Origin of the sequence: Pantoea sp. Lu_F5_004 (genome assembly GCF_051136245.1) — a bacterium.
GTDB classification, from domain to species: domain Bacteria; phylum Pseudomonadota; class Gammaproteobacteria; order Enterobacterales; family Enterobacteriaceae; genus Pantoea; species Pantoea agglomerans.
Map to the genome: position 1 here is coordinate 1,169,609 of NZ_CP194946.1, position 16,008 is coordinate 1,185,616.

Here is a 16,008-nt window from a genome sequence, read left to right on the forward strand (position 1 = left end):
GCGCGCATTAACTGCCCACAGGCCTTTTTTAAACCCAATTTTCGGTGCCAGATAGACTGAATCTGTAAGGATCGCGTAAATCAGGCTGCGCGAATGTTCAGCACAGGACAAAATAGCGGCAATTCTCCAGAGAGATAACCATGAAAATTTTGCTTGTTGATGATGATGTTGAATTAGGCACGATGTTAAGTCAGTACCTGATCGGGGAAGGGTTTGATGCCCAGCTGGTCCTGACCGGCAGCGCCGGCGTGCAGGGCGCGTTATCGGGAGAGTTCACCGCCATGATTCTGGACATTATGCTGCCCGACATGAGCGGCATTGATGTGTTGCGTCAGGTGCGCCAGAACAGCCGGATACCGGTGATTATGCTCACCGCCAAAGGCGATAATATTGATCGCGTGATCGGTCTGGAGATGGGCGCGGATGACTATATGCCCAAGCCCTGCTATCCCCGTGAGCTGGTGGCGCGACTGCGCGCCGTATTACGCCGTTTTGAAGAGCAGGCACCGCAGCCAGATGCCAGAGAGCCGCTGCGCTGGGGGGAGCTGATGCTTAATCCCGCCACCCGCATCAGCGAATGGCAGGGTAAAACCTTTGATCTGACGGCGTCGGAATTTAATCTGCTGGATCTGCTGCTGCGTGCGCCGGACAGAGTGGTGTCAAAAGATGAGCTCTCTGAAAAGGGGCTGGGGCGTCCGCGTGAAGCCTATGATCGAAGCGTCGATGTGCATATCAGCAACATCCGCCAGAAGCTCAGCGCGTTAACCGCTGACAGCATCAACATCGAAACCGTTCGCAGCATCGGTTACCGTATTCGATGAAACAGAGTTACCGTGGACGCATGTTCTGGAAGATCTTTATCGGCTTCTGGATCGTTTTTGTCATCATGAGCCAGCTTATCTGGCTCGGCTTTACGCTCTCCGGTAAACGGCATGAACCGCCTGAACTCGTGGCTATCCGTCGTATTGTGGATCTGCAGATGACCTCCGCCGCGTCCGTGCTGGAGCGGGGCGGGCCTGATGCGCTGAACGCGATGCTGTCAGACTGGGATAACAGCGATCGGCAGTTCTTCCACGTCACCCAACAGACAAAACCGTCGCAATCAGAAAACAGCGGCAACATGGATATCAGAGGGCGCTTTCCTGAAGAGGTGGTGCGCTGGGTTCGCGGCGCGGATGGCAAAGCCTATCAGCTGCGCTACGACCTTGATGGCATGCGTAAAGACAGCACGCTGAACATGATGCCGCGCAAATTTCTGAATATTCCTGAGCCGATGTTTGTCTTCGCCGGCTCGGTGGGATTGCTGTTCAGTCTGCTGCTGGCCTGGAATCTGACGCGACCTATGCGTCAGCTGCGGGAAGGATTTTCCCGCGTGGCTGAGGGCGATTTAAGCGTGCGGCTGTTTCCGATCATGCGTAAGCGCCACGACGAGATCTCAAACGTCGCTGAAGCCTTTGACGCCATGGTCGAGCGGCTCGATACCCTGGTGCGCGCCCGTGAAGAACTGTTGCATGATATCTCACATGAGCTTCGTTCACCGCTGGCGCGACTGCAGCTGGCGACCGGGCTGGCCAGACAGACGCCAGAAAGTGTGAACAGTTCGCTTGATCGCATTGATGAAGAGGCGCGTCGGCTGGACAAGATGATCGGTGAACTACTTACACTATCGCGGGCTGAGCATGAAAGCATCCCGGATGAGCAATATTTTGATCTGACCGGCTTGCTGCAGGCGGTTATTACCGATGTCCGTTATGAAGCGCAGATCCCTGGCGTGCAGGTAGAGTTGCAGGTCGACGATCGGGCTGATTACACCGTGCGGGGCAATGCAGAGCTGATACGGCGCGGAGCAGAGAATGTGTTACGCAACGCACTACGCTTCTCTCTGCCAGGGCAGCGGATTGATGTTCAGCTGCGCGCAGAACAGCAGTGGCTGGTGATTCAGGTGCGCGATCAAGGGCCGGGTGTCGATGAGGAGAAACTCTCCAGCATCTTTGACCCGTTTGTGCGGGTTAACTCGCCGCTGATGGGCAAAGGTTATGGTCTGGGACTGGCTATCGTGCGGAAGGTTGTACTGGCGCATCATGGTGAGGTCGAGGCAAGAAACCGGCCAGAAGGCGGACTGGAACTGACGCTGCGTCTGCCGCACTGGCAGCCCTGAACAGGTATACAGCAGAAACGATAACGGCACCCGCGGGTGCCGTTATGTTATGAACGAATGCTTACTTTCTGATGCGAATCACCGGCGTTTCGCCGACGGTGACCTGGCCAGTCAGCTTAATCAATTCCTTGATTTCATCCATATTGGAGATGACAACCGGTGTCAGGGTTGATTTCGCTTTCTCTTCCAGCAACGGCAGGTCGAACTCGATAACCACGTCGCCTTTTTTGACCTTCTGGCCTTCTTCAGCGATGCGTTTGAAGCCTTCACCTTTCAGTTCAACCGTATCGATACCGAAGTGGACGAACAGCTCAATGCCATTGTCTGATTCGATCGAAAAAGCGTGATTGGTTTCAAAAATCTTACCGATAGTGCCATCAACAGGGGCAACCATTTTGTTGCCGCTGGGCTTGATCGCAATACCGTCGCCCACGATTTTTTCTGCAAACACCACATCTGGTACGTCTTCAATGTTGACGATTTCGCCTGACAGAGGCGCTACGATGTCAATTGTCCCAGCGCTATCCGTTTTTTCGCCAAAAAGTTTAGAAAACAAACCCATGATCTTCTCCTAAGCAGTAATTTGGGGCCAGCATCATGCAGATTAGCAGAGCGTTTTTTCCTTAATGAACTTGTTTACCAGGTTCATTAAATCTTCCGCTGTCGGTTGAGCCAGTGCCTGCTCCGCCAATGCCTTCGCATCTTCAAAATTAGTATTACGAATGATTTTCTTGATGCCAGGGATAGAAATGGCACTCATGCTGAACTCGTCCAGCCCCATTCCCAGTAACAGTAGTGTAGCACGTTCATCACCTGCCAGCTCACCACACATGCCGGTCCATTTACCTTCAGCGTGAGATGCATCAATGACTTGCTTGATTAAGTTAAGCACAGACGGCGTCATTGGGTTGTACAGGTGCGAGATCAAATCATTACCACGATCGACCGCCAGAGTATACTGCGTCAGATCGTTTGTCCCAATACTGAAGAAGTCGACTTCTTTCGCCAGATGATGAGCAATCACGGCTGAAGCCGGGGTTTCCACCATGATGCCGACTTCGATGCTCTCATCAAAGGCTTTACCTTCTTCACGCAACTGCGCTTTCAGCAGCTCCAGTTCCGCTTTCAGGCTGCGTACTTCTTCAACCGAAATAATCATCGGGAACATAATGCGCAGTTTACCGAAAGAGGAAGCGCGCAGGATGGCACGCAGCTGCGCATGCAGAATCTCTTTGCGGTCCATGGCGATACGGATAGCGCGCCAGCCGAGGAACGGGTTCTCTTCTTTTGGCAGGTTCATGTAAGGCAGGTCTTTGTCGCCGCCGATGTCCATGGTACGCACGATAACGGCCTGTGAACCCATGGCTTCTGCGACGGCTTTGTACGCCTGGAACTGCTCTTCTTCGCTTGGCAGTGAGTCACGATCCATAAACAGGAATTCGGTGCGGTAGAGACCCACGCCTTCAGCGCCGTTACGTTCAGCACCGGCGATATCGCGCACAGTACCGATGTTGGCGCAGACTTCAACCTGATGACCATCCAGCGTAACGGCTGGCAGATCTTTCAGCTTGGCTAATTCATGTTTTTCCGACAGATACTGGTTCTGTACGGCTTTCAGCTCTTCCTGAATCGCTTCTGAAGGATTGACGTGAATCGCATTGTTAACGCCATCCAGAATCAGGAAATCGCCATTTTTAACCGTGACGGTCACATTGCCGGTACCGACAATGGCTGGGATCTCCAGCGAGCGCGCCATGATTGAGGTATGTGAGGTACGGCCACCCAGATCGGTGATAAAGCCCAGCACCTTCTTCAGGTTCAGCTGTGCGGTTTCTGACGGCGTTAAATCTTTTGCCACCAGAATGGATTCGTCCGGAATAGCGCTCAGGTCAACGATATGCAGACCGAGGATGTTTTGCAGCAGACGCTTACCGATGTCACGTACGTCAGCCGCACGCTCTTTCAGATATTCGTCATCTAACTCCTCCAGTGCTTTCGCCTGGCCATCGATGACCGAGTAAGCAGCAGCATCGGCAGAAGCGTGATCTTTTTTGATCAGGTCGATGATTTCCTGCTCCAGCTCTTCATCTTCCAGCAACATAATGTGGCCTTCGAAGATTGCTGCTTTCTCTTCACCGAGGGTTTCACCCGCTTTGACGCGAATCGCTTCCAGTTGTAATGCCGCTTTGCTGCGGCCATCGAGGAAGCGCTGGACTTCCTGCTCAACCTGGTCATCAGAAATTTTATTGCGGTTGATGACGATCTCGTCTTCTTTCAGCAGCAGTGCTTTGCCGAAAGCGATACCTGGTGATGCTAAAATGCCTGAAATCATAACGCTACCTTTTAATCACGATGGCTGATGGGACTCTGTGCGGTGCCATTGTCGCGGGACACGTACTCTACGAAAGCAATAACGCGGACAGGTTGTCCGCGATCAAGATGTTTGCACTCAATGGCGCAGAGGAGTCGATTTGCTGGAGAGCTGAGCGGAGATTACTCCAGTTCAGCCATCAGTTTGACCAGATGCTCAACTGCTTTCTGCTCGTCTTCACCTTCCGCGGAAAGGGTCACAACAGTTCCCTGGGTTAAACCCAGTGTCTGCAGCTTGAACAGGCTCTTCGCGCTCGCTGATTTACCGTTAGAGGTCACGGTAATTTCTGACTGGAAAGCTTTGGCTTCTTTAACGAATTGCGCAGCTGGGCGAGTGTGCAGACCGTTTGGTGCAGTAATGGTAACTTCTTGCTGGAACATTCTATTTCCCCAACGTTATCAGGATGAGTGTTATGGATCTAAAGTCTAGCCTGGAGCCTTTACTTTAGCCTGTGTAGGTGCGCGGGTATAGCTTCATGCTGACCAAAGACGCGCATGCGTCAAATCTACAGTCCGTTGCGTCTCAAAACCGATTCTACACGTCACCGGTTAATTATGCCGTGATTCGCCGTTTCACTGAATCTGTAAATCGATTCAGCTTGATCCACTTCAAACGCGGATTAATTTCAGGCATCGAAATAATTGGCAGTCTAAATACCAGAGCGGCGTCACTGAAATCAATCTGCCGGGTGATGAAAGTGAGATCTGCACCACAAAAAAGCACCCGATTGGGTGCTTTTTTCTCCATTTTCGGACTATCGGCCTCTGCTACTGAAGCTCTTTTTCAGTGAAGAGATCGGCAAACAAGGCGGTACTCAGATAGCGTTCACCGGAGGAGGGGAGGATCACCACAATATTTTTGTTGGCGAAGGCTTCATCTTCCTGCAGCTTCAGCGCCGCGGCAACGGCAGCACCGGATGAGATACCGGCCAGAATACCTTCCTCTTCCATCAGCCGACGCGCCGTACTGATCGCTTCTTCATTGGTGATGGCCACAACGCGGTCCACCAGATTCAGCTCAAGGTTGCCCGGGATAAAGCCTGCGCCGATACCCTGAATTTTGTGTGGGCCGGGCTTGATCTCATCGCCCGCCAGCGCCTGAGCAATCACCGGTGAATCGGTCGGCTCAACCGCGACGGTAATCAGATCTTTTTTGCCTTTGGTGTTTTTGATGTAGCGGCTCACGCCGGTCAGCGTACCGCCGGTGCCGACACCGGCAATAAAGACATCCACTTCGCCGTCCGTGTCTTCCCAGATTTCCGGGCCGGTGGTCTTTTCATGGATTTCCGGGTTGGCCGGGTTGCTGAATTGCTGCAGCAGCACATATTTATCCGGATTGCTGGCAACAACCTCTTCAGCTTTGCTGATGGCACCTTTCATGCCTTTGGCGCCTTCGGTCAATATCAGCGTTGCGCCCAGCGCCTTCAGCAACTTACGGCGTTCCACTGACATGGTTTCTGGCATCGTCAGCGTTAATTTATAACCGCGCGCTGCGGCGACATAGGCCAGAGCAATACCGGTGTTGCCGCTGGTCGGTTCAACCAGTTCAACACCCGGTTTCAGAATACCGCGTTTTTCTGCGTCCCAAATCATATTGGCACCGATACGGCATTTTACGCTGAAGCTCGGGTTACGGGATTCAACTTTCGCAAGGATGCGGCCGTTACCGATGCGGTTCAGTCGAACCAATGGCGTATGACCAATTGTCAAAGAGTTGTCTTCATAGATCTTACTCATAGCCTGTCCTTAACTGTATGAATTATTGGGAACCCTATGAGCATACCTGTTCTGCCTGGGGGCGGAAGGAAAGAAATCGCATATCTATATGTCACCCGGCAATAAGCCCTGCTGAAAAGAGCATAAGGCGCGCTGATAATTTTAGCGCACTTCACTGCGTGCCAGCTGTGACCGGTAGCGATCGACCCACATGGCGGTGGCACCGCAGACGGCAACCGGCATGATCACGAGGTTCAGAACCGGAATCATGGTGAACAGACTGATTAGCGCGCCAAACTGCATATTGGCCGTTTTGTGCTGACGCAGGGCGTTGCGCATCTGCTGAAAAGGCACTTTATGGTTATCGAACGGGTAGTCGCAATACTGGATGGACAACATCCAGGCGCTGAACAGGAACCACAGCACCGGCGCAACGGTCTGACCAAAACCAGGAATAAAATAGAGCAGCAGCAGACCCAGCGCGCGGGGCAGGTAATAACCCAGTTTTTGTAACTCGCGCTTCATGATGCGCGGCACATCTTTAATCAACCCAGCCCAGCCGCTGTCCGGCAGGGGCTTGCCTGTCAGACGCCCTTCGAGCTGTTCTGCCAGCAGACCGCAAAAGGGTGCGGCAATTAAGTTTGCCACGGTCGAAAAGAAGTAGCTAAACACCAGCACAATCGCAATCACCGACAGCGGCCATAACAGATAGCTCAGCCACTGCAGCCAGTCCGGAATATGAGCCATCAGACGCGGGATCCAGTCACCGAGACGATAGAAAAGCCAGATGAAAGCGCCACCCAGCATCACAATATTGATCAGCAACGGCATCACCACAAAGCGGCGAATACCAGGCAGACGTACCAGTTTCCAGCCCTGGCTAAAGTAGTGCATGCCGTTAAAATTTGAGACGGAATTCTCAAGGGCCATAAAGCCAGTTCTCCTGAAGATGTTAAGGCGTGCCCACTATAACCTGGCTTTTTCTCCAGGCCAGGTGCCGTTTGGGTAAAAAAACAGCGAAAAAGCGTGGGTTGCCTATCTTATTTGTCAGAAAATAGTGCACAGACTTGCACTTGTGTAGCAGGGCAAATACAGTTAGAGGATAAAGTTTGCCGCGGTGGCAAGGTATTGGAACAACAGAGAATACAATGATGCAGGATTTGCGTCTGATATTAATCGTTGTTGGCGCGATCGCCATTATAGCGCTCCTTCTTCACGGGCTGTGGACCAGCCGTAAAGAGCGTTCGTCAGTGTTCCGCGATCGCCCGCACAAACGTCTAAAACAACGTGATGAAAATGATGAGCAGGACCTGATTGACGACGAGGATGATGGCGTCGGCGAGGTTCGCGTTCGTTCTGATCGCAACGTACATCAGGAACCGCGTTTCGATGAGATTCGCGAGCCACAGCCAGAAGCGCCGCGTAAGCCTGCGCCCGCTGAGCCTGTGCGTCAGCCTGCGCTACGACCCGCACCGCAACCCGAATCTGAAAGCGACCCGCTTTTTAACACGGCACCGCAGCCTGCTCCGCAGTCGCGCCCTGAACCGGTTCGTCAGCAGCCCGCACCCACTTTTGTCGCGCCGCCGGTTCAGGCCGACCCGCTGCTGGATCTCGACCCGCTGGAATCTGTACAACCAGCACCGCAGTACCAGGCAGAACCTGAGCCGCAGCCTGAAGTGACACCGGCGCCCGCGCCGGCACAGCCTGCTGCTAAAGCGCCAGCGGAAAAACCGAAAGAAGCGGTACTGGTGCTGCATGTTGCCGCACACTCGGGCGGTGAACTGAACGGTGAGGCACTACTGCAGGGTATTCTCCAGGCGGGCTTCCAGTTTGGTGAAATGAACATTTTCCATCGTCATCTCAGTCCGGCTGGCAGCGGCCCGGTATTGTTCAGTCTGGCCAATATGGTTAAGCCGGGTTCGTTCAATCCTGATCTGATGACCGATTTCAGCACGCCTGGCATCTCTATCTTTATGATGGTGCCTTCTTATGGCGATGCGAATCAGAACTTCAAGCTGATGCTGCAGTCGGCTCAGCGTATCGCTGATGATGTGGGTGGCGTGGTGCTGGATGATGAGCGTCGCATGATGACGCCACAGAAGCTGGAAACTTACAAAGCGCGTATCCGCGATGTGGTTGGCGTCTGAGACCTGCGCTAAACGCTATCTGAATTGTTAAAAACAAACCCCCGCCTGTCGGGGGTTTTTTATCTGATGGGGCTTTATGAAATCCGTCCAGGATCACATCACCGAACTGCGCACCACGTTGCGCCATCATGAATATCTCTATCACGTTATGGATGCGCCGGAAGTGCCGGATGCTGAATACGATCGTCTGATGCGTGAACTGCGTCAGCTGGAAGAGGAGCACCCGGATCTCATTACGCCGGACTCGCCGACACAACGCGTGGGTGCCGCGCCGCTGACGGTCTTCGAGCAGGTGCGCCATGAAGTCCCGATGCTGTCGCTGGATAACGCCTTTGATGAAGCCACGTTTATGGCCTTCAACAAGCGGGTGCAGGATCGGCTGAAAAGCAGTGACGACATTACCTACTGCTGTGAACTCAAGCTTGATGGCGCTGCGGTCAGCCTGATGTATGAAAATGGTCTGCTGGTCCGGGCCGCAACGCGCGGTGACGGCACAACCGGCGAGAACATTACCGCTAATGTCCGCACCATTCGCGCTATCCCGCTGCGGCTTAAAGGCGACAACATTCCGGCACGGCTGGAAGTGCGTGGCGAAATATTTATGACGCAGCGCGGCTTTGAAAAGCTGAATGAGGAAGCACGCCGGACTGATGGCAAAGTCTTTGCTAATCCGCGCAATGCAGCAGCCGGTTCTCTGCGTCAGCTGGATCCGCGCATTACCGCCAAACGTCCGCTGACCTTCTTCTGCTACGGTTTTGGCCTGCTGGAAGGCGGTGAGATGCCGCACAGTCACATGGGGCGTCTGCAACAGTTTAAAGCCTGGGGCCTGCCTGTCAGCGACCGTATTAAGCTGGTGCACAATGCAGAAGAAGCCCTGGCCTTCTATCGTGATATCGAACAACAGCGTCCGAATCTGGGTTTTGATATTGATGGCGTGGTGATCAAAGTCGATTCACAGGAACTGCAGGAAAAGCTGGGCTTTGTGGCGCGTGCGCCGCGCTGGGCGATTGCCTTTAAATTCCCGGCACAGGAACAACTGACCTGGGTGCGGGACGTCGAATTTCAGGTTGGCCGCACAGGGGCTATCACACCGGTGGCTCGCCTTGAGCCGGTGCAGGTCGCGGGCGTGATCGTCAGCAATGCCACGCTGCATAATGCGGATGAAATTGAGCGGCTGGGATTACGCATCGGGGATCGGGTCGTCATTCGCCGCGCCGGTGATGTGATCCCGCAGGTGGTCAACGTTGTGATGGCCGAGCGCCCTGAACAGACGCGTGAAGTCCTGTTCCCTGCTCATTGTCCGGTCTGTGGTTCCGAAGTTGAACGGGTCGAAGGGGAATCGGTCACGCGCTGCACGGGTGGTTTAATCTGCGGTGCTCAGCGCAAAGAGGCGCTGAAGCATTTTGTCTCGCGCCGGGCACTGGATGTTGATGGCATGGGCGATAAGATTATCGACCAGCTGGTGGAGAAAGAGTACGTCAACACACCAGCGGATCTGTTCCGTCTCACGGCGGGCAAACTGACCGGGCTGGATCGCATGGGGCCGAAATCGGCGCAAAACGTTGTCGACGCGCTGGAGAAAGCGAAATCGACTACGCTGGCGCGCTTCCTCTATGCACTGGGCATTCGTGAAGTGGGTGAAGCCACTGCTGCCAATCTGGCTAACCATTTTGGTGAATTGCAGAAGGTCATGGATGCCGATCTTGAGGCGCTGATTGCGGTGCCGGATGTCGGCAAAGTCGTTGCGGCACACGTGCGCAACTTCATGGAAGAGGAGAGCAACCGTGAGGTTATCCGCCAGCTGGTCGAGGATATCGGCATTCACTGGCCGCAGGTGGTGGTGGTGAGAGCCGAAGAGATCGACAGTCCGTTCGCGGGTAAAACGGTGGTGCTGACCGGCTCACTGTCGCAGATGAACCGTGATGATGCCAAAGCGCAGCTGATCGCGCTGGGTGCAAAAGTCAGCGGCAGTGTCTCGAAGAAAACCGATTTGCTGATTGCCGGTGAAGCGGCCGGTTCAAAGCTGGCGAAAGCAGCGGAGCTTGGCATCGAAGTGATTGATGAAGCGGAAATGATCCGCCTGCTGGGAGCCTCAGATGGATGAACATCAGCTGGTGGCGATAGCTAATACGCCTATGCCGTTTGGCAAATATAAGGGGCGGATGCTGATCGATCTGCCTGAGCCTTATCTGCTGTGGTTTGCCCGCAGTGGGGACTTTCCGTCTGGTCTGCTGGGCGATCTCATGCAACTCACCCTGACAATAAAAATTGAGGGTCTGGAAGGGTTAGTTAAACCGCTTCAGACCCGCAAGTAACGCTGCCCGCACAGGCGGGCAGCCGATCTATTTCTGAGACTCCATCACCGAATCTTTGACCTGCACAGCCTGCTGCTTCTCATTGGTCTTCTTATAACGTCCGGCAATAAATGAGCAGACCATCAGCTGTACCTGATGGAAAATCATCAGCGGCAGCACAATAATCCCCACGGTACTGGCCGGGAACAGGATATTCGCCATCGGCACGCCATTCGCCAGACTCTTCTTCGAACCACAAAACAGCACCACAATCTCATCGGCGCGTTTAAAGCGGAACAGGCGCGAGGCCAGCAGGTTGATAATCAGCACAGCGGTCAGCAGGATGATTGAGCCTGCCACAATCCACAGCAGCGTAATCAACCCAACGCGATGCCAGATGCCGTTAACCACCGCTTCACTGAAGGCAGAGTAGACCACCAGCAGAATGGAGGTCTGGTCGGTTTTGCCAATCAGGCTGCGGTGCTTCTCAACCCAGCCACCGATCCAGCGCCGTGAGAGGTGTCCCAGCACGAAAGGCACCATCAGTTGCAGCATAATCTTCCCGATCTGCTCCAGTCCATCGCTGGGCGCGCTGCTGTGAATATCCATCACCAGGTTCACCAGCAACGGCGAAATAAACACACCCAGCAGGCTTGATGCAGAGGCGCTGCATACCGCTGCCGCGACGTTACCGCCCGCCATGGAGGTAAACGCGATAGCGGACTGCACGGTCGCAGGCAGGATACAGAGGTAGATAAAGCCGGTATAAATTTCCGGGCCGACATTAACCGGATGCCACCAGACCAGCAACAGACCCAGCACCGGAAACAGCACAAAGGTGCTGAACATAATCCACAGATGCAACCGCCAGTGACTGCTGCCTGAGATGATCTTTTCACGCGACAGCTTGGCACCATGCATAAAGAACAGCAGTGCTATCGCTGCCGTCGCGAGATAGCTGAATATATCAACGTAGATCCCTCTGGCTGGCAGGAAAGAGGCCAGCAGCACGGTGATGATGAGTTTAATCATCATCGGATCGAGTTTTAAAAATCCCATTGTTAAATTCCGGTAAATTTTTCAATAGCGCGATTGTGCGTGAAACCTGTTTAGAAATAAAATTGATTTATTGAATTAATCTATGAGCAGAATCGATGAATTATACCCTGCGTCAGCTACGAACCTTTATTGCGGTGGCACACTATGGCGGATTCAGCCAGGCGGGGCAGGCGATAGGTCTGAGTCAGTCGGCGGTCAGCCACAGTATTAAAGAGCTGGAAGCGGAAACCGGCGTGCGATTGCTGGATCGAACCACCCGGGAGGTGATGCTGACTGAAGCGGGAAAACAGCTGGCGTCACGCATGGAGCGCCTGCTGGAGGAGATTCATACCACGCTGCTGGATATCCGCAGTTTTGGCGAACAGCGCAGTGGTACCGTCAGAGTGGCAGCCAGCCAGACCATTTCCGCTCATCTGATGCCGCAATGTCTGGCCGCCAGCCAGCAGCACTTTCCTGATATCAAAGTGATACTGCACGATCGCGCCCAGCAGTGGGTGCTGCAAAGTGTGCGTAACGCCGAAGTCGATTTCGGAATTGTGATTGGGCCACTCAGCGACAGCGATTTTGACAGCATCGCGATTCTGGATGAGCCTTTCCTGCTGCTATGCCGTGATGATGATCCGCTGGCGCTGGTGGAAAGGGCAGAATGGTCAATGCTGGATGGCCGCACCATGGTGCTTCAGGACTACGCTTCCGGCAGTCGGGTCCTCATTGATGCGGCGATGCAGCAGCAGAATATCAGGGCTGAAGTCGTTCAGGAGATTGGTCATCCCGCTACGCTGTTCCCGATGGTACAGGTGGGGATCGGCATCAGTATTCTGCCCGCGCTGGCGTTACCGTTGCCAGCGGATCGCGCATTAACCGTGCGGCGTCTGTATCCTGAAATCAATCGCAGCCTCACGCTGATCAAGCGTAAAAACCGCTCGCTGACGCCTGCTGCCGAAGCGATCTGGCAGGAGGTGCGCCAGCAGGCGACGCTGCTGGCGCAACAACGCGAGGCCAGGCCCGCATTTTAGATGTAGACGTCAATTTTGTTGGTGTCGGTAGGGCGGTTAATCCCGTCCGCTTTGCTCTCACTGACAGACGAGCTGTCACTCTTTGGCTGATCCTGCTCGGCCTGCTTCTGTTCCAGCTGAGCAATCTGCGCCTGCAGCATGGTGATTTGTGACTGGTACATCTGCTGCATTTCAGACTTCTGTTCGTCAGTCAGTTCTTTGTTGTCGGCCAGCTCTTTGACTTGCGTTAAGACGTTCTGAATCTGTTTATTCAGCGCCGCGACCTGCGAGGCAACACTGCCGCCACCGCTGTCACCGCCACTGACTGCACTGCTTAGAATTCCGGAAATTGAAGACATCATTTTTCTCCCTGTAAGTTGTCAGATACGTTATCGGCACGCTGTGAAACGACTTGAGAGCTGAAATTGTTAAGGTTGCGAAAAGGCGAGAGCTTATCTGTTAAGCCAATGTCAGTGCAGCAGAAAAAAAACAGGCACCAAAAAGGGCTAAAAGAGAGCAGATAAGCTTAAAGCGAGGGGAGCACAGGCCTGTAGCAAAGCATCGCGGGACAGGGACAAAAACGCCGGGAGCGTTTTTGAACAACGCAAAGCGTTGGCCCGTCTGCGGGCGCACCTCAGGGATGAGGTGCGTAATCGCCCGCGCTGAGCCTGCCATGGATGGCGATTTTGCGTCTTTGCGAAAGGCCTGTGCTCCCTGAGCCAGCACGCTTTTTAAAGCCTGAAGTCGCAGAAAAGGTCAGTTCAGCTTTAAGCATGGTTAAGTCAGTGCAGCAGAAACGAAAAAAGCGCCATAAAGGCGCTTTATTCTGAATTGGTGGGTCGTGCAGGATAGCCTCGGCCCGTCGTGGGCCTCGCCCTGCGGGTGATGCTGTCGCATCAGCCTGAATCGCCTGGCGATTCAGTCGAACCTGCTGCAGGTTCTCACCCTGCTGCACGGTAAAGTCCGTGCTCCGAAAACGAAAAAAGCGCCATAAAGGCGCTTTATTCTGAATTGGTGGGTCGTGCAGGATAGCCTCGGCCCGTCGTGGGCCTCGCCCTGCGGGTGATGCTGTCGCATCAGCCTGAATCGCTCCCGGCGATTCAGTCGAACCTGCAGCAGGTTCTCACCCTGCACGGTAAAGTCCGTGCTCCGAAAACGAAAAAAGCGCCATAAAGGCGCTTTATTCTGAATTGGTGGGTCGTGCAGGATTCGAACCTGCGACCAATTGATTAAAAGTCAACTGCTCTACCAACTGAGCTAACGACCCGAAGTGGTGGGTGATGACGGGTTCGAACCGCCGACCCCCTCCTTGTAAGGGAGATGCTCTACCAACTGAGCTAATCACCCACTTCGTACTTCAGTACTACTCACAGGCAAGATATGGTGGGTGATGACGGGTTCGAACCGCCGACCCCCTCCTTGTAAGGGAGATGCTCTACCAACTGAGCTAATCACCCATATCTTCATACCTGTTCACTGCGGGCCACGCTGTTAAGAGTGGTGGGTGATGACGGGTTCGAACCGCCGACCCCCTCCTTGTAAGGGAGATGCTCTACCAACTGAGCTAATCACCCCCGCTGTGTGGAGTCGCATTATAGGGATAGTTGATTTTGAGTCAACGCTTTTTAAAACATAAATGTGCGTTCGGTTTATTTTTAAACACCCTGTCGCGCTTTTAGCCAATGTGCTGGTTTTACTGGCAGAAAAGCCCCTTTTCCCGGGCGGCAACCGGCGGGCATGCATTGAGGATTCACCGTCAGATGCTAGAATGTGCCCACTGTTTTTTCGCGTCTAACCTGTTTTTTGTCATCCAGACAGAGAACCCGCGCATCTAAGGCAATACTCAATGAAAATCAAAACACGCTTCGCGCCCAGCCCGACTGGCTATCTGCATGTAGGCGGCGCCCGTACCGCACTTTACTCCTGGCTCTTTGCCCGTCACAACCAGGGCGAGTTCGTGCTGCGCATTGAAGATACCGATCTGGAGCGCTCCACGCCGGAAGCTATCGAAGCCATCATGGATGGCATGAACTGGCTGAGCCTCGACTGGAATGAAGGCCCTTACTACCAGACAAAACGTTTTGATCGTTACAACGCGGTCATTGATGAAATGCTGGAAGCGGGCACAGCCTATAAATGCTACTGCTCTAAAGAACGTCTGGAAGCGCTGCGTGAAGAGCAGATGGCCAACAACGAAAAGCCGCGTTATGACGGCCGCTGCCGTGACAGCCATGAACATCATGCAGATGATGAGCCGTGCGTTGTGCGTTTCCGCAATCCGCAGGAAGGTTCGGTCATCTTTGACGACCAGATCCGTGGCCCGATTGAGTTCAGCAACCAGGAGCTGGATGACCTGATCATCCGCCGCACCGATGGTTCGCCAACCTACAACTTCTGCGTCGTCGTGGATGACTGGGATATGGGCATCACCCATGTGATTCGCGGTGAAGACCACATTAACAACACGCCACGTCAGATCAACATCCTCAAAGCGATTGGCGCGCAGGTTCCGGTCTATGCCCACGTCTCAATGATCCTGGGTGATGATGGCAAAAAGCTCTCCAAGCGTCATGGCGCGGTAGGGGTGATGCAGTATCGTGATGATGGCTACCTGCCAGAAGCGCTGCTCAACTACCTGGTTCGTCTGGGCTGGTCACATGGCGATCAGGAAATCTTCAGTGTGGCCGAAATGGTTGAGCTCTTTACCCTGGATGCGGTCAGTAAGTCTGCCAGTGCGTTCAACACTGAGAAACTGCAGTGGCTGAACCACCACTACATCAATACGCTGCCGCCAGAATATGTGGCGACACATCTGCAGTGGCATATTGAAGAGCAGAAAATCGATACCCGCACGGGTCCGGAACTGGCGAAGCTGGTTGCTCTGTTAGGCGAGCGCTGCAAAACGCTGAAAGAGATGGCTGCATCCTGCCGCTACTTCTATGAAGATTTTGCAGAGTTTGATGCCGATGCCGCGAAGAAACATCTTCGTCCGGTAGCGCGTCAGCCGCTGGAAGTAGTACGCGATAAGCTGGCCGCGATAGAAGAGTGGACGGCTGAAAACGTTCATCAGGCTATTCAGAGCACCGCAGATGAGCTGGAAGTCGGGATGGGAAAAGTGGGCATGCCGCTGCGTGTGGCCGTGACCGGTGCCGGTCAGTCACCCGGACTGGATGTCACCGTGGAAGCGATAGGCCGCAGCCGCAGCGTTGCACGTATTGAGCAGGCGCTGGCCTTTATCAGCGAGCGGGAAGCACAGGCTTAATAAACAG

At 54.0% G+C, this 16,008-nt stretch carries 14 protein-coding genes, 4 tRNA genes and 2 other RNA genes; 7 read left to right on the forward strand and 13 right to left on the reverse strand.

The genetic code is table 11. The annotated features are described in order from the left end of the window. Nucleotides 1-140: 140 nt before the first annotated feature. Nucleotides 141-821: a response regulator transcription factor gene (locus tag ACR8BN_RS05530; RefSeq protein ID WP_010671364.1), complete on the forward strand. Its 681-nt coding sequence runs from the start codon at nt 141-143 to the stop codon at nt 819-821. Then, on the forward strand, nt 818-2,158 hold the full coding sequence (locus ACR8BN_RS05535) for an ATP-binding protein (RefSeq protein ID WP_109650956.1): 1,341 nt from the start codon (nt 818-820) through the stop codon (nt 2,156-2,158). Before ACR8BN_RS05530 ends, ACR8BN_RS05535 begins: the two co-directional genes overlap by 4 nt. A gap of 61 nt (nt 2,159-2,219) precedes the next feature. Here ACR8BN_RS05535 and crr read toward each other — a convergent pair whose 3' ends face one another. The 5 genes from crr to cysZ all read right to left on the reverse strand — a co-directional run bounded on the left by crr (nt 2,220) and on the right by cysZ (nt 7,174). Then, complete coding sequence (gene crr, locus ACR8BN_RS05540) at nt 2,220-2,720, reverse strand: PTS glucose transporter subunit IIA (protein WP_010259911.1); 501 nt, start codon at nt 2,718-2,720, stop codon at nt 2,220-2,222. A gap of 42 nt (nt 2,721-2,762) precedes the next feature. Beyond that, nucleotides 2,763-4,490 (reverse strand): phosphoenolpyruvate-protein phosphotransferase PtsI, encoded by a 1,728-nt coding sequence (gene ptsI, locus ACR8BN_RS05545; RefSeq protein WP_425036362.1) that lies wholly within the window; start codon nt 4,488-4,490, stop codon nt 2,763-2,765. 161 nt (nt 4,491-4,651) lie between these two features. Next, nucleotides 4,652-4,909, reverse strand: a complete 258-nt coding sequence (ptsH, locus tag ACR8BN_RS05550; RefSeq protein WP_003848868.1) for a phosphocarrier protein Hpr — start codon at nt 4,907-4,909, stop codon at nt 4,652-4,654. A gap of 387 nt (nt 4,910-5,296) precedes the next feature. Beyond that, nucleotides 5,297-6,265 carry a cysteine synthase A gene (gene cysK, locus ACR8BN_RS05555; RefSeq protein ID WP_010259895.1) on the reverse strand — a complete coding sequence of 323 codons (969 nt, stop codon included), beginning with the start codon at nt 6,263-6,265 and terminating at the stop codon, nt 5,297-5,299. A 141-nt stretch (nt 6,266-6,406) separates the two neighbouring features. Then, nucleotides 6,407-7,174 carry a sulfate transporter CysZ gene (cysZ, locus tag ACR8BN_RS05560; RefSeq protein WP_425032877.1) on the reverse strand — a complete coding sequence of 256 codons (768 nt, stop codon included), beginning with the start codon at nt 7,172-7,174 and terminating at the stop codon, nt 6,407-6,409. Between the two features lie 218 nt (nt 7,175-7,392). Here cysZ and zipA point away from each other — a divergent pair, with 218 nt between their 5' ends. The 3 genes from zipA (at nt 7,393) to ACR8BN_RS05575 (ending at nt 10,706) form a co-directional block, all read left to right on the forward strand. Continuing rightward, nucleotides 7,393-8,391 carry a cell division protein ZipA gene (zipA, locus tag ACR8BN_RS05565; protein WP_434747390.1) on the forward strand — a complete coding sequence of 333 codons (999 nt, stop codon included), beginning with the start codon at nt 7,393-7,395 and terminating at the stop codon, nt 8,389-8,391. A gap of 76 nt (nt 8,392-8,467) precedes the next feature. Next, on the forward strand, nt 8,468-10,495 hold the full coding sequence (gene ligA, locus ACR8BN_RS05570; RefSeq protein ID WP_069025254.1) for an NAD-dependent DNA ligase LigA: 2,028 nt from the start codon (nt 8,468-8,470) through the stop codon (nt 10,493-10,495). Next, nucleotides 10,488-10,706 carry a DUF3820 family protein gene (locus ACR8BN_RS05575; protein ID WP_003848878.1) on the forward strand — a complete coding sequence of 73 codons (219 nt, stop codon included), beginning with the start codon at nt 10,488-10,490 and terminating at the stop codon, nt 10,704-10,706. Before ligA ends, ACR8BN_RS05575 begins: the two co-directional genes overlap by 8 nt. 27 nt (nt 10,707-10,733) lie before the next feature. Here ACR8BN_RS05575 and ACR8BN_RS05580 read toward each other — a convergent pair whose 3' ends face one another. Next, nucleotides 10,734-11,744, reverse strand: coding sequence for a bile acid:sodium symporter family protein (locus tag ACR8BN_RS05580; RefSeq protein ID WP_031590532.1), 1,011 nt, complete (start codon nt 11,742-11,744; stop codon nt 10,734-10,736). A 95-nt stretch (nt 11,745-11,839) separates the two neighbouring features. On the opposite strand from ACR8BN_RS05580, the gene ACR8BN_RS05585 reads away from it, so the two are divergent. Next, nucleotides 11,840-12,760, forward strand: a complete 921-nt coding sequence (locus tag ACR8BN_RS05585; RefSeq protein ID WP_425015670.1) for a LysR family transcriptional regulator — start codon at nt 11,840-11,842, stop codon at nt 12,758-12,760. Here ACR8BN_RS05585 and ACR8BN_RS05590 read toward each other — a convergent pair. The 7 genes from ACR8BN_RS05590 to ACR8BN_RS05620 all read right to left on the reverse strand — a co-directional run bounded on the left by ACR8BN_RS05590 (nt 12,757) and on the right by ACR8BN_RS05620 (nt 14,313). After that, nucleotides 12,757-13,098: a FlxA-like family protein gene (locus ACR8BN_RS05590; protein WP_010259880.1), complete on the reverse strand. Its 342-nt coding sequence runs from the start codon at nt 13,096-13,098 to the stop codon at nt 12,757-12,759. The two genes, ACR8BN_RS05585 and ACR8BN_RS05590, sit on opposite strands and share 4 nt — an antisense overlap. Nucleotides 13,099-13,571: 473 nt before the next feature. After that, nucleotides 13,572-13,705, reverse strand: a non-coding RNA gene (locus ACR8BN_RS05595) — RtT sRNA. Nucleotides 13,706-13,751: 46 nt separating this feature from the next. After that, nucleotides 13,752-13,887, reverse strand: a non-coding RNA gene (locus ACR8BN_RS05600) — RtT sRNA. Between the two features lie 43 nt (nt 13,888-13,930). After that, nucleotides 13,931-14,006, reverse strand: a tRNA-Lys gene (locus ACR8BN_RS05605). A 4-nt stretch (nt 14,007-14,010) separates the two neighbouring features. Beyond that, a tRNA-Val gene (locus tag ACR8BN_RS05610) sits at nt 14,011-14,086 on the reverse strand. A 34-nt stretch (nt 14,087-14,120) separates the two neighbouring features. Next, nucleotides 14,121-14,196, reverse strand: a tRNA-Val gene (locus tag ACR8BN_RS05615). 41 nt (nt 14,197-14,237) lie between these two features. After that, nucleotides 14,238-14,313, reverse strand: a tRNA-Val gene (locus ACR8BN_RS05620). Nucleotides 14,314-14,585: 272 nt separating this feature from the next. On the opposite strand from ACR8BN_RS05620, the gene gltX reads away from it, so the two are divergent. Continuing rightward, nucleotides 14,586-16,001 (forward strand): glutamate--tRNA ligase, encoded by a 1,416-nt coding sequence (gene gltX / locus ACR8BN_RS05625; RefSeq protein ID WP_039390859.1) that lies wholly within the window; start codon nt 14,586-14,588, stop codon nt 15,999-16,001. The last annotated feature ends 7 nt before the right edge of the window (nt 16,002-16,008 follow it).

Bases quoted from the DNA above. Each gene is read 5' to 3' on its own strand.
- zipA (WP_434747390.1), top strand. From the start codon at position 7,393: ATGATGCAGGATTTGCGTCTGATATTAATCGTTGTTGGCGCGATCGCC.
- ptsI (WP_425036362.1), bottom strand. From the start codon at position 4,490: ATGATTTCAGGCATTTTAGCATCACCAGGTATCGCTTTCGGCAAAGCA.
- crr (WP_010259911.1), bottom strand. From the start codon at position 2,720: ATGGGTTTGTTTTCTAAACTTTTTGGCGAAAAAACGGATAGCGCTGGG.
- ptsH (WP_003848868.1), bottom strand. From the start codon at position 4,909: ATGTTCCAGCAAGAAGTTACCATTACTGCACCAAACGGTCTGCACACT.
- gltX (WP_039390859.1), top strand. From the start codon at position 14,586: ATGAAAATCAAAACACGCTTCGCGCCCAGCCCGACTGGCTATCTGCAT.
- ACR8BN_RS05580 (WP_031590532.1), bottom strand. From the start codon at position 11,744: ATGGGATTTTTAAAACTCGATCCGATGATGATTAAACTCATCATCACC.
- cysZ (WP_425032877.1), bottom strand. From the start codon at position 7,174: ATGGCCCTTGAGAATTCCGTCTCAAATTTTAACGGCATGCACTACTTT.
- ACR8BN_RS05585 (WP_425015670.1), top strand. From the start codon at position 11,840: ATGAATTATACCCTGCGTCAGCTACGAACCTTTATTGCGGTGGCACAC.
- ACR8BN_RS05530 (WP_010671364.1), top strand. From the start codon at position 141: ATGAAAATTTTGCTTGTTGATGATGATGTTGAATTAGGCACGATGTTA.
- ACR8BN_RS05575 (WP_003848878.1), top strand. From the start codon at position 10,488: ATGGATGAACATCAGCTGGTGGCGATAGCTAATACGCCTATGCCGTTT.
- ACR8BN_RS05535 (WP_109650956.1), top strand. From the start codon at position 818: ATGAAACAGAGTTACCGTGGACGCATGTTCTGGAAGATCTTTATCGGC.
- ligA (WP_069025254.1), top strand. From the start codon at position 8,468: ATGAAATCCGTCCAGGATCACATCACCGAACTGCGCACCACGTTGCGC.
- cysK (WP_010259895.1), bottom strand. From the start codon at position 6,265: ATGAGTAAGATCTATGAAGACAACTCTTTGACAATTGGTCATACGCCA.
- ACR8BN_RS05590 (WP_010259880.1), bottom strand. From the start codon at position 13,098: ATGTCTTCAATTTCCGGAATTCTAAGCAGTGCAGTCAGTGGCGGTGAC.